At 53.9% G+C, this 12355-nt stretch carries 11 protein-coding genes; 10 read left to right on the top strand and 1 reads right to left on the bottom strand.

All coding sequences use genetic code 11. The annotated features are described in order from the left end of the window. The first annotated feature begins 348 nt into the window (after nt 1-348). From ACPXSQ_RS22465 to ACPXSQ_RS22435, 7 genes are all read left to right on the top strand, one after another. Nucleotides 349-966 (top strand): TetR/AcrR family transcriptional regulator, encoded by a 618-nt coding sequence (locus ACPXSQ_RS22465; RefSeq protein WP_426144416.1) that lies wholly within the window; start codon nt 349-351, stop codon nt 964-966. Nucleotides 967-1130: 164 nt separating this feature from the next. Next, the gene (locus ACPXSQ_RS22460) at nt 1131-2027 is read left to right on the top strand and encodes an alpha/beta fold hydrolase (protein WP_426144415.1); all 897 of its coding nucleotides are present in this window, start codon (nt 1131-1133) and stop codon (nt 2025-2027) included. A gap of 674 nt (nt 2028-2701) precedes the next feature. Beyond that, entirely contained in the window at nt 2702-4909 is a 2208-nt protein-coding gene (locus ACPXSQ_RS22455; protein WP_426144414.1) for a TonB-dependent receptor domain-containing protein, read from the top strand. 229 nt (nt 4910-5138) lie between these two features. Continuing rightward, nucleotides 5139-6083 carry a siderophore ABC transporter substrate-binding protein gene (locus ACPXSQ_RS22450; protein WP_426144413.1) on the top strand — a complete coding sequence of 315 codons (945 nt, stop codon included), beginning with the start codon at nt 5139-5141 and terminating at the stop codon, nt 6081-6083. Beyond that, nucleotides 6080-7039, top strand: a complete 960-nt coding sequence (locus tag ACPXSQ_RS22445) for an ABC transporter permease (protein WP_072138235.1) — start codon at nt 6080-6082, stop codon at nt 7037-7039. Before ACPXSQ_RS22450 ends, ACPXSQ_RS22445 begins: the two co-directional genes overlap by 4 nt. Continuing rightward, nucleotides 7029-8021 carry an iron chelate uptake ABC transporter family permease subunit gene (locus tag ACPXSQ_RS22440; RefSeq protein ID WP_126843427.1) on the top strand — a complete coding sequence of 331 codons (993 nt, stop codon included), beginning with the start codon at nt 7029-7031 and terminating at the stop codon, nt 8019-8021. Before ACPXSQ_RS22445 ends, ACPXSQ_RS22440 begins: the two co-directional genes overlap by 11 nt. Beyond that, nucleotides 8018-8776: an ABC transporter ATP-binding protein gene (locus ACPXSQ_RS22435; RefSeq protein WP_014605233.1), complete on the top strand. Its 759-nt coding sequence runs from the start codon at nt 8018-8020 to the stop codon at nt 8774-8776. The genes ACPXSQ_RS22440 and ACPXSQ_RS22435 overlap by 4 nt, the downstream gene beginning before the upstream one ends. A gap of 120 nt (nt 8777-8896) precedes the next feature. Here ACPXSQ_RS22435 and ACPXSQ_RS22430 read toward each other — a convergent pair whose 3' ends face one another. Beyond that, a complete protein-coding gene (locus ACPXSQ_RS22430; RefSeq protein WP_014605232.1) occupies nt 8897-9613 on the bottom strand; it encodes an IclR family transcriptional regulator in 717 nt (238 codons plus the stop codon). Nucleotides 9614-9788: 175 nt separating this feature from the next. Between ACPXSQ_RS22430 and ACPXSQ_RS22425 the strand changes: the two genes are divergently transcribed. Genes ACPXSQ_RS22425 through ACPXSQ_RS22415 form a run of 3 tightly spaced genes read left to right on the top strand, consistent with a single transcriptional unit; the run spans nt 9789 to nt 12348 of the window. Continuing rightward, the gene (locus tag ACPXSQ_RS22425) at nt 9789-10481 is read left to right on the top strand and encodes a diguanylate cyclase (protein ID WP_014605231.1); all 693 of its coding nucleotides are present in this window, start codon (nt 9789-9791) and stop codon (nt 10479-10481) included. Further along, nucleotides 10481-11419: a hydroxyacid dehydrogenase gene (locus tag ACPXSQ_RS22420; protein WP_015699684.1), complete on the top strand. Its 939-nt coding sequence runs from the start codon at nt 10481-10483 to the stop codon at nt 11417-11419. The genes ACPXSQ_RS22425 and ACPXSQ_RS22420 overlap by 1 nt, the downstream gene beginning before the upstream one ends. Beyond that, complete coding sequence (locus tag ACPXSQ_RS22415) at nt 11416-12348, top strand: SMP-30/gluconolactonase/LRE family protein (protein ID WP_028715542.1); 933 nt, start codon at nt 11416-11418, stop codon at nt 12346-12348. The genes ACPXSQ_RS22420 and ACPXSQ_RS22415 overlap by 4 nt, the downstream gene beginning before the upstream one ends. Nucleotides 12349-12355: the final 7 nt, after the last annotated feature.

Raw genomic sequence — 12355 nt, 5'->3', positions numbered from 1 at the left:
ATATCTTGAGGCATGAAGTGGATATGCAAAAATAGTCAATTAAAACACTTCGCATATGAGCGTCACATCACAAAAAAAAGTATTCATCAATATAATTGTAAATAAAGTAACTTTAATAAAGTTGGCGTGAATAACATTTGATACGTGAAATTTGATGATGGCTCTAGATTGACACTATAGATCTGCTGCCGGCCTGATTAAGTCTTAACACTCATCAAGTCTCTTCTGCTTTGTGCCTGAACCCGAGATCAGAATCTACAGTGTCACCCCCTCCCTCTTCCTCCCCTTGACAGCCTCCCCCTCCATGCTCTAAAAAGGAAACGATCACTTCCTAATTGGAGATTAGCTATGAAATCCCCTTCCCACACCGGCAATGCGCAATCCTCTGCGGGCCGACCGCGTGCTTTTAACGAAGCGCAATTTCTGGATGGGGCCATCAGGCTATTTCGCGATCGTGGTTTTAGTGACGTCAGCATCAGCGACATCACCGCAGCGACCAACCTCAGTACCGGTAGCGTTTACAAGGCTTATAAAGACAAACAGGGCGTTTTTGCTAGGGCGCTTGAACGGTATGTGTTTCTTCGTGAAGAGCACATAAAAACCCGGCTGGAAAAGGCCACGACCAGCAAAGACAAGCTTGCTGAACTGCTGCGGGATTACGTTGAGCTCAGTCAGGGAAAAGAGGGCAAGCTGGGCTGCATGGTGGTGGCTGGTATTACTAACGTCGACCAGCTTGGCGCTGCAGCCACCAGCCTCGAAAAACAGCTGGCAACGCGGCGCAGCAACATTGCGGAATTGATCAAAAGCGGAAAGCAAGATGGTTCCATTGCCGCGACCACCAACGAAGCCGCCGCTGCCGAGGTGATTCTGGCGTTGCTTCAGGGAATGCGCGTCATCGGTAAAGCCTCAACCCTCACCGACGATGCTGAGCGTTTTGTGGCTCAGGCATTGAAGGTTCTGGCGTAACGCATGATTGTTGAGGCCGCGCTCGCCGGGGCGATATTGCCGTTGCAGCGGTCTTCATGACTCATCTGGGCCATGCACCTGGTTCACCATTTTAAGCGGCGGATGATTACAACGCGCCATGGCGGCTGTAAGCCGGTAGTGTACTTTTACTTTAGGAAAACCCTATGTCTGCTCTCATGCTCCCTTCTGCACCCGATGGTTTTAGTCACCATTTTTCCCGGATAGAAGGTCTGCGCTTTCATTATGTCACGGGCGGTCGTGAGGATGGCTTTCCGCTGGTGTTGCTGGCCGGCTTTCCTGAAAGCTGGTTTGCATGGCGACATGTCATGCTGCCTCTGGCTGATCAATACCGAATTATCGCCGTTGATTTGCCGGGCCAGGGTGACACAGATAAGCCGCTTTCCGGCTACGACACTCAAACGGTTGCCACGCGGCTGCATGCCTTTATCGATTCACTCAGTTTAGGATCGTACTTTCTTGCCGCACACGACGTCGGTGCCTGGGTAGCCTTTACCTATGCAATGTTATATGGCGAGGAAATACGGGCGCTGACGTTGATGGATGCCGGTATTCCGGGCATATCATTACCGGATAAACTGCCGTCGGCTTCTGACAAATCCTGGAAAACATGGCACTTTGCCTTCCATGCCGTAGCGGATCTTCCTGAAGCCTTGCTGGCAGGCCGTGAGCGCATTTATCTGGAATGGTTTTTTCGCGAGAAAGCCGCTAACCACAGCTGTTATGGCGAGACTGAACTGAGCGAATATGAGCGCTTGCTTAAAACGCCGGGGGGCTTACGCGCGGGGCTGGCGTTTTACAGAGCGCTGTCTCAGTCGGCCGCGCAAAATGCGGAGCTGGTCAGGCAGGGGCGACTGGTCATGCCGGTACTGGGGCTGTCCGCCGATCAAGGCTCGATTGCAGATATGGCGGCGACGCTGAAAGCCTACGGCGATGATATACACGGCCAGCACATCGCTAATTGCGGGCACTTCCAGCCGGAGGAACAGCCCGAAGCCACTGCCAACGCACTGGCCGCGTTTTTTGGCCAGTACAGGCATTAGACCAGTCTCTGTCCATGGATAACAAAACCATCGGCACAGCTTTGCTGGCCGTTCGGTGTGGACAATAAAGGTGAATGCGCTATCCGAACGCCGCGTCCCTTTCCTCTGAGAGCCGCGGAGTATCAAAGGCGCGCTGACGTCAAAAACGTGTCTGAGGATTGAGCATCCCCGGAACACGTTTTAGCGGATGCGCCCGCAATCCACTGCAATATCCCCACCGCCTCTGAATACGATATTCATCATTATTCTGAATAAAAGATTCGCCTGATTTTCCAGTTCCCCGCAGATTACGCGTTACCAGCACCGCAATTCCGGCCCGATCAGCGTTAAAATATAAATAAAACGCTTATTGAAAGTTAATAACCAAGCCAGAAATTGTTAACTGCCTGTATATGTCCTCTGAGACAAAGAAGAGAATATCTAATATTTAAGCGTGACTTATAGACAACTCATTATTCAAGCCAGTGTTAATGAAAATATAAATTTAGCCAAAGATAATCCCAAAACTGTGCAGTCTTAATCAGTTAGCTTAGGCGCATTTGTGGCACCCTGGTATTCTTACGACGCTTTCTGGCAATTTAATTCTTTAAAAAAACCACTCAGTTTCATGACGGATTTATTTTTCCGGCAATTGATAATGATTATTGAGTTGATTCCTATTTGCATATGGAATTATGATTTCTTTCGCTCAGGGATATATCAACTGGATGACAATCGTTAAGGGATTAATCGTTATGATGCCGTTGAAAAAAATCACTCGCCATATTACCACGAGTTTATTGGTTCCCGCTGTTGGCATGATCTCCCCCGCTCTGGCTGAGTCTGACAGGAATGAAGACAGTGAAGATGTCATGGTGGTAACGGCATCGGCGATTGAACAGCGACTGAAAGATGCCCCTGCATCAATCTCTGTTATCACGGCAGAACAGCTGGAAAGAGACATTGGTAAATCCGCCACGGACCTGGCCGATATTCTTGAACGTGTCGCAGGCGTGACCAAAGCCATTGGCACAGACGTCAGTTCCGGTATTCAACTGCGCGGTATGCCCGCGGCTTATACGCTGTTATTGGTTGACGGCAAACGCATCGGCTCAAGTAACGGTATTAAAAGCACCCAGCAAAACTATTTCGACGATATTAACTGGATCCCCGTTGATGCGATTGAACGCATTGAAGTGGTCAGAGGGCCCATGTCCGCGCTCTATGGTTCGGATGCAATGGGCGGAGTCGTGAATATTATCACAAAGAAAAATAGCGATACCTGGCACGGCGCATTAACGGCAGGCACCCGACGGCCGCAGGATGGCAACCGGGGCAATACCCAGACCTGGACAGGCAGCATCGGTGGTCCGCTGGGCCATGGATTTGATTTGCGTGTTAATGGTTCATGGAACAAGCGCGAAGCGGATAAAAGCGAAACCGACGCATTGCGTTGGGGAAGCGGCCAGGAAGGCCGCAAAAATGAAAATTACGGCGCTGAACTCGGCTGGGATATCACCCCTCATCAGCGCATCGCCGTTTCCACTCAGCAGGGAACCGAGCGAGGTATTCCCGGTGAATCCATGGATGGCAGTGAAATTGCGCTGCGCGGTGTAGATAAACTTGAACGTGAAAATTATGCGCTCGATTATCGCGGTATTTTTGATTTCGGCACGGCAAAGCTGAACGTTTATCAAAATAAATTTAAAAACTGGGTAACCGATATTCCAGTAATTTCTGGCGGTACGGTGACGGGCAGTCAGGATGTGGCGCTGTGGAATCAAGAACGCATTGTTGAAGGCGATATTAACCTGCCATTTGAATTCGGGTTACCACATAACCTGACTGTCGGCGCACAGTGGAAAAAAGAAGAGCTGAACAACCCTCGCTCTGTTGGCGTGGTGGCGGACGCCTCCAGCAGCTATGGCAAACATCACGCTCAGGCCAAAAGTACCGGCCTGTTTGTCGAAGATCAAATCGACCTGCTGGATACTGTTTCACTGACGCTGGGCCTGCGCAAAGATAATACCGATTACGGTAACAGGACAACGCCACGCGCCTATCTGGTTTGGCAGGCCACGGATACGCTGACGTTAAAAGGGGGATATTCAGAAGGTTTTAAAGCACCCAGCGTGCGCCAGGCAAGCAAAGGCTTTATTGAATCCTCCAAAGGCGCTGGATGTAACGGCTATGCCGATTACCACGGCGGCGGCTGTTACACGATGGGCAGCGATAAACTCAAGCCTGAAACGTCACAAAACTGGGAAGTGGGCGCGATCTTCGATTATGAAGGATGGAGCGCGGGGCTGACGTTCTTCGACAGCCGCTTCAAAGACAAAATCGCCTCTGCGCCTGTTGGCTATTTACCCGGTGATACCTCAGGCCGCTACTGGCTTGAACGCATCAATCTCGATAGGGCGCGAACCCAGGGCCTGGAAGGCAATGTGACCCTTCCCCTGATTTCAGAAGAAATGGGCCCCTGGATGAAGCGCCTGTCGCTGAGTAATACGTTCACGCGAATGCTCAAAGCCGAAGATTCTCTGGGCGTGATGCTCGTGACAACGCCAACGCTCGCCACGTGGTCCTCCCTTGACTGGCAGGTCAATGACGACATCAGCCTTTCATTTACCGCAAAATACTACGGAAAGATGCTGGGGCTGAACAGCAGCGCAGACCAGGCGGCGAGAGGCAATACCGCGACGGCACGTATCCGCAATGCCTACATGATTTATGGCCTGTCTGGCCAGTACCGGGCAACGAAAAACCTTAAGTTTAATGCCGGGCTGGACAATCTTTTTGATAAAAACCCTGTCTCTGACCATCCGTCCTCCAGCGGGGTTTCAGGCAACAACTACGCGGTTTCCGGCCGCACGATGTATGCCTCAATAACGGCGTCATTCTGATCGCCCCACTAATGCTCTCACGCCGCCCCGTCAAGGCGCCGTCACAGGATGATTGATCTCAGCGAGCGTGGGATGGACAGAGAGCAGCCTGAACAGTAACTGGCCCGGCATCACGTTTTATGCATTGCGGCCGCTGCGTGATACAGGCGCGTAAAGCAGGTAATCAGAACTGCGTATAAACCAAAACCCATGACCTTATACGGACCCTAACCACGCGCAAGGAGAACACATGCGTTTCCCGTTTCTGTCGATTTTATTGCCCCTGGCCTGGGTACTGACGGTTTTGCCTCCGGCATCTGCTGGTGAAGCACCAACGGTCAGGGTAGCGCATCTGCAGGGAACCACGACGCTGCCGCAGCACCCTCAACGCGTGGTGATCCTCAATCCGTCCACGCTGGATATTGCCGATGCATTAGGCATTACACCGGCGGGCGTCCCGCAAGCCGGTTTCACCTATCCGGCGCATCTGGCTAAATATAATGGTCAGGGCTATTTCAATGCCGGAACGCTGTTTGAGCCTGCCTATGAAGCCTTAAGCGCCGCCGCACCGGAGGCGATCTTTGCCGGTGGCAGATCCCTGGCGGCCTACAACAAACTCAGCGGTATCGCGCCCACCGTTTCTCTGGATATTGACCCGCATGATTTCATGCAAAGCCTGACGCAGCGCACGACGCAACTGGGGGAGATCTTTGGCAAACAGGCGCAGGCAACAGCCGTTTTAACCGCATTTAACGCGCAGATTGCAGACCTTCGCCCCCTCGCCACCCGGTCGGGAAGCGCCATGATGTTGATGGTTAACGGCGGCAAACTCAGCGCCTATACGCCGCACTCCCGCTTTGGTTTTGTTTTTGATGTGCTGCAGTTCAAGCCTGCACTCTCTCTGCCCAACGCCAGCAAACATGGCAATGCCATTTCACCCGAGTTGATCATGCAGGCGAATCCCGACTGGCTGTTCGTTCTGGACCGTGACAGCGCCATCGGCAGTAAAGAAGGCCTGTCGGCCCGTCAGGTTTTGGATAATCCGCTGGTGCGCCGCACCACCGCATGGAAAAAGCAGCAGATTATCTGGCTGGATTCCGCCTCGCTGTATATTGCCGGCGGGCTCCAGAGCTACAGCCTCATGATGAGCCAGATCAAACAACAACTGCTCGCTGCCAGAGAGCAGCCTGAATGAAATACGGGGCTTATCTCATCGGCCTGGGGCTGCTGTCTACGCTGGTTATGCTGAGCTTAGTCACGGGCGTAACCCGCATGTCATTAATCGACCTGTGGCACGATGCCGAGATGCGGGAAATTCTGTTTGTCAGCCGCTTTCCACGTACTGTCGCGCTGGTGCTTGCCGGCAGCGCGATGAGCGTGGCAGGCCAGATCATGCAGATGCTGACGCAGAACCGCTTTGTTGAGCCTTCGGTCGTGGGTACAACCCAGTCCGCAAGCCTGGGGCTTCTGCTGGTGATGGTCTGGTATCCGGCGGCGCCCGTTATCGTCAAAATGTGCATCGCTTCCCTGTTTGCGCTGGCCGGTACGGTACTGTTTATGCTGCTCATTCAGCGCATCCGGCAGAAAAGCGCGTTTATTGTGCCGCTGGCTGGCATCATGCTGGGCGCCGTTTTCAGCTCGGTAACGACATTTTTGGGGATGCAGTTTGATATCCTGCAGTCGCTGGGCAGTTGGGAATCCGGCGACTTTTCCAGTGTAATGCAGGGCCGCTATGAGCTGATCTGGATTGTCGGACTGATTACCCTGCTGGCGGCCTTGATTGCCGATCGCTTCACGGTGGCCGGTCTGGGCCAGGACTTCTCGGTTAACGTCGGGCTGAACTATCGCCAGATCCAGTTAACGGGGATGGCGATGATCGCCATTGTCAGCGGCGTGGTGATCGTTGTCGTCGGTGTCCTGCCTTTCCTGGGGTTGGTTGTGCCGAATATTGTCAGCATGATTTTCGGCGATAACCTGCGCCGCACCGTGCCCTGGGTCGCGATGACAGGGGCCATACTGGTTTTGAGCTGCGATATCCTGGGGCGGCTGATTATTTATCCCTTTGAAGTCCCGGTCAGTGCTTTACTCGGCGTACTGGGCGCGGCGGTTTTTCTGGTGCTGATTATCAGAGGAAGGCGCTATGGCAACTGATCTGTCACCGCTGTCCCGATCCCTGAAAAACGTCTCCTCGCCCGTCTGGCGAATCAGCCTGTTAGCCCTGCTTGCGGTCATTGTTTCCCTTGTCTTTATGACCTTGCATCTGCAGGGAAACATCAGCTACGTATTAAAACATCGGGGGCAGATTTTATTCACCATCGTGCTGGTCGCCTTTGCATCCGGCATCAGTACGCTGCTTTTTCAAACCATCACGCAAAATCGCATTTTGTCGCCCTCGGTCATGGGCCTTGAGTCGCTTTTTGTGTTTATCCAAACCCTGCTGGTATTTTTTGTTCAGCTTTCGCAACTGAGCCAGGTGGGAAGTATGGTGCCGTTTCTTGGCGAAACGGCACTGTTGATGATCTTTGCCACGCTGCTCTATCGCTGGCTATTTAACCGCAGTGGGCTGGATCTTCACCGGGTACTGTTAACGGGCCTGGTGTTTGGCACCCTCTTTCGCAGCCTTTCGGGTCTGATGCAACGTTTACTCTCCCCTGGCGAATTCGCCGTGCTGCAAAGCCGTATGTTTGCCACCTTTACCCATGCTGACCCGGCGGTGCTGGCCCTTTCGGCCGTGCTGATTGCCGCAATCACGATTATCGTCTGGCGCATACGGCACCGCCTGGACGTTATTGCGTTAGGGCGCAATAGCGCGACGGCACTTGGTGTCCCTTTTCAGCGTTATGTCACCGGTCTGTTGCTGTTGGTTTCGCTCCTGGTGGCAATTTCAACTGCGCTGGTCGGGCCGATGACATTTCTGGGGCTATTGGTGGTCAACCTTGCCTGGCCCGTGGTGGGATCGTGGCGTCATCGCTACCTGCTACCGGGAACGGTGCTGATTGGCATCATCATGCTGACGGGCGGACAGTTAATCCTGGAGCAGGTGTTTAACATGGCGGGAACGCTGTCCGTCATTATTGAATTTTTAGGCGGTGGACTGTTTATTTACCTGATTCTGAAAAAGGTGGCGACGTGATTGAAGTTGTGAATGTGAATAAGGCATACGGCCCGTTATCTGTCCTTAAAAACATCAACGAAACCCTGCCCTCATCGGGCATTACCTCAATCATCGGGCCCAATGGGGCAGGCAAATCAACCTTGCTGTCGGTGATTAGCCGCTTGTTGAAGCCCGACAGCGGTGAGGTCAGAATCGATTCGCTCATCGTCAATGAAGCACACAGCGAGAAGCTGGCGCGAATTATGTCGGTACTGCGGCAGGAAAATCAGGTCACCAGCCGGCTCTCGGTGTACGATCTGGTGAGTTTTGGTCGCTATCCCTATTCCAAAGGGCGCATCACGGAAAACGATAAGCATCATATCCATCAGGCACTGTATTTTCTGGATTTGCTCCCGCTTGCTGAACGTTATCTTGATGAACTCTCGGGAGGCCAGCGACAGCGCGCTTTTGTCGCGATGGTGCTGTGTCAAAATACAAAATACGTGCTGCTGGATGAGCCGCTGAATAATCTGGATATGAAACACAGCGTGACCATGATGAAGCAGCTACGGCGCGCCGCTGACGAGCTGGGAAAATCCATCATCCTGGTTATCCATGATATTAACTTCGCCTCGACGTATTCAGACCATATTATCGCCATGAAGAACGGTGCGGTTTTTTTCTGCGGCTCGCCGGCTGATATGATGAAACCCGATCTTATTGAGCGCCTTTTTGAAATACCTGTCGTGGTTGAAACCGTGGCGGGACAGCACATTGCGGTCTACTACCGTTAACCTTGCGCCCCGGGCAAAACGCCGATGGTTATGCCATCGGCGCTTTCAGTCAACCTGCGGGCCAACGCGCGCATATAGAGCCTGTGGCTGTATTCATGCACGCGTTCAGCAACAGGTTTTTTACGCGTTGTGTGCGTAAACAACATCACAGAACGCTTTTCTCGCGCCGAGTTGAGCGGAAAGTCTGGCTGCGGACTCTCGCATCAGTTCTCCCAATCCCGCCTCTTTGCGATCCAGCGTTAACCGTGACGATGGGCCGGTTAACGCCAGGGCTGCGGCTAACTTATCCCCTTCGCCAAACACCGGGATGGCAAAGGCGGCAGTATGGGGATCGCGCGCGCCCGAGGTATAGAGCGGTAAATCCGCTGCGTCATCAAACAAGGTTTCGCCCATCCCCCAGTGACGCAGAACCTGACCAATTGCGGAGTTGTCCAGCGGATACAGCGAGCCCGGCAGTCGCGTATGCCGTAAGCCATCTGAGGATTCGGCACGAAAGACACAAAGACGCTGGCCGCTATCAATCACATACCAGCTGGCACTTTCCTTTGTGGCTGAGGCCAGCGTTTGCAGTTCGGGCTGAACCACGCTGGCCAGATGAAACGACTGTTCATAGAGCTTGCCCAGATAAAGCAGCCTTGGCCCCAGGGTGTAAATGCCGTTATCCCTTCTGACCACGTAACTCATACGTTCCAGCGAATTCATCAGTCGATAAACGGTGGTTTTGTGGTAGCCCGAAAGCTGCGACAGCGTCGTCAGGGACAGGCTTTCTTCGCCTGGCTTAAAACAATCCAGCAAGGCCAGCGCCTTCTCTACCGCATTAACGCCTTCGTTTCCCATTTCGCTTCTCCTGATTTTTGCTGGCACCGAGTGTACCCGAAACTGTGAGTCACATCTTGTTTACATCACAAACAAGCTCGCAACACTGGCGCCGTGGTCAGTGTCACCGATATAGTTATTTCATTACGTACAACACAGTTTTACCCTGTAAAACAATCAACCTGTGAGGTGACCCATGTCCGCGAACGAAAAACCGATGATCAACCGAGACGTTACGCGAGTCAGCAGTGATTATGTCAGACGTGCCGCTGAATTTCAGGCCGCGATTATTGCGGATGTCGCGGGCAGACGCGGCACGCTGCATGGCCGTATCAAACCGCTGGGCACACATATGAAAGTGGCCGGGCCGGCGGTGACAGTGGAAGTGCGCCCGGGTGATAACCTGGCGATCCATGCTGCGCTGGCGGTGGCCAAACCCGGCGATGTCATCGTCGTGGATGGCAAGGGCGATATCAGCTGCGCGCTGTTAGGCGAAATCATGGCAACCCAGGCCGAAGCATCCGGCATTGCCGGGATTATCATCGATGGTGCGGTCAGGGATGCGGACGCACTGAGCACGCATACCTATCCCGTTTTCTCGGCCGGGCTCAATCCCTGTGGCCCGACGAAGTTCATTCCTGGTCGCGTGAATTACCCGGTTTCTGTTGCCGGCGCCACGATTAACGCGGGCGATCTGGTGGTGGGTGATATCGATGGCGTGGTGGTGGTGCCACGCGATGAAGTAGAAGTGGTATTGGAGCTCGCGGCGAAAAAACTGGATATGGAAACCCGCCGTATTGCGGCGATCAAAGCCGGTGACAAAAGGCCGGGCTGGTTGAACGGTGCCCTGCGTGCAGCGGGCATGTTAGCGGAAGGGGAGGAACTGTGATGCGTAAAAAGGACACAGTCATCATTACCGGCGCAGACATCGCTCCCGCCGCGCTCGCGATGCTGGAGGATTATGAGGTGGTCTTTGCGGGCACTAAGCCGTCAGAAGACGATCTTGTTGCGCTTTGTGAGCAGCACAATCCGGTCGGGATTGTGGTGCGCTATGGAAAAATTAACGCCCGCATCATGGATGCAGCGCCTGCCCTGCGCGTGATCTCCAAGCATGGCAGCGGCATTGACGTTATCGATCAAACGGCGGCGGCCGAACGAAACATCAGCGTCCAGTCTGCGCCCGGTGCCAATGCGGCAGCGGTGGCAGAACATACCTGGGCCATGATTCTGGCCTGCACCAAATCCCTGATCCCGCTGGATCGCCGGATGCGTGACGGCTACTGGGATAAATCCACCCACAAGTCGCTTGAACTTGAAGGCCGGACGCTTGGGCTGGTTGGGCTGGGGGCGATAGGCGGCCGGGTGGCGGACATTGGTCGGGTGTTTGGCATGCAGGTGATAGCTTACGATCCCTGGGCGAAAACGCTGCCCGCAGGCTGTGAGCAGGTGGACGATTTAGCCACGCTGTATGCGCGCGCAGATATTGTGTCACTGCACTGTCCGCTGACCGCGCAAAACAGCAAGATGATCAATGACCAGGCCCTGGCACAGTTCAAACCCGGCGCCGTGCTGGTGAATACCGCGCGCGGTGGACTGATTGATGATGATGCCCTGATTCGTGCCCTTAACAGCGGCAGACTCAGCGGCGCGGCGCTGGACAGCTTTACCGTTGAGCCGCTGACTGCGCCGCACATCTGGCAGAAGGTGGAAAACGTCATCATTACGCCGCATATCGGCGGTGTGAGTGATAATTCTTACGTGAAAATGGGCACGGCCTCCGTAACCAATCTGCTTAAAGTATTAGCGCAAAAGGAAGCCACCGTATGATGTGCCTGACCACACCGGAGGTCAGGCAGACATCGGTTTTTACCCGGTTGCCCGACCGCTTCCGCGCACCTGACCGTCACAATGCCTGGGCCACCGCGAATCGCGGCGGCCAGCTTACCGACTCTTTTCTTGAAGGGCCGGTCTGGCATCCCTCGGGCTGTCTTTACCTGACCGACATTCCCTATGGCCGGATATTCCGCGTTGATATGGCAGGCAACTGGGACATCATCGTGCAATACGATGGCGAACCCAACGGCATGAAACTTGTCGGTCCGGAGACGCTTCTGATTACGGATTATCGTCACGGGTTAATGAAGCTCTGTCTCAAAACGCAAAAAATCACACCGTGGCTGTCGCGCCGTAACAGCGAGAGTTTTCGCGGCGTGAACGATTTAACGCCCGACAGCCGGGGGAACCTCTATTTCACCGATCAGGGGCAAACCGGGCTGCACGATCCCACAGGACGGGTTTATCGGCTCAGCGAGGACGGAAGGCTGGATATCCTGCTGGATAACTGCCCAAGCCCAAACGGGCTGGTGCTGTCGCCAGACGAAAAAGTGCTGTATGTCGCAATGACGCGCGGCAATGCGATCTGGCGCGTGCCGCTTCAGCGCGATGGTTCAGTCAGCAAGGTCGGTCAGTATTTTACCTCGCACGGTCCCAGCGGTCCCGATGGATTAGCCATGAACGCGCACGGCGAGCTGCTGATTGCCAACCCTGGCCTGGGCCGCGTCTGGCTGCTGAACGATCTGGCTGAGCCCGCAGAAATTCTCACCAGTCCCGCCGGACGCTCCACCACCAATCTCTGTTTTGGTGGCGAAAATTTACAGCAGCTGTTTATTACCGAATCGGTCAGCGGCAGCATTCTTACCTGTTCAATGAAAACACCAGGCCATCCACTGCCCTTCCTGTCCACCGATTTTCTCTGAGAACAAC

It is taken from the genome of Pantoea sp. EEL5, assembly GCF_049892805.1.
Classification (GTDB): domain Bacteria; phylum Pseudomonadota; class Gammaproteobacteria; order Enterobacterales; family Enterobacteriaceae; genus Pantoea; species Pantoea ananatis.
The sequence above is the reverse complement of the archived record's forward strand: the minus strand, read 5'-3'. Positions and strand labels throughout refer to the sequence as shown.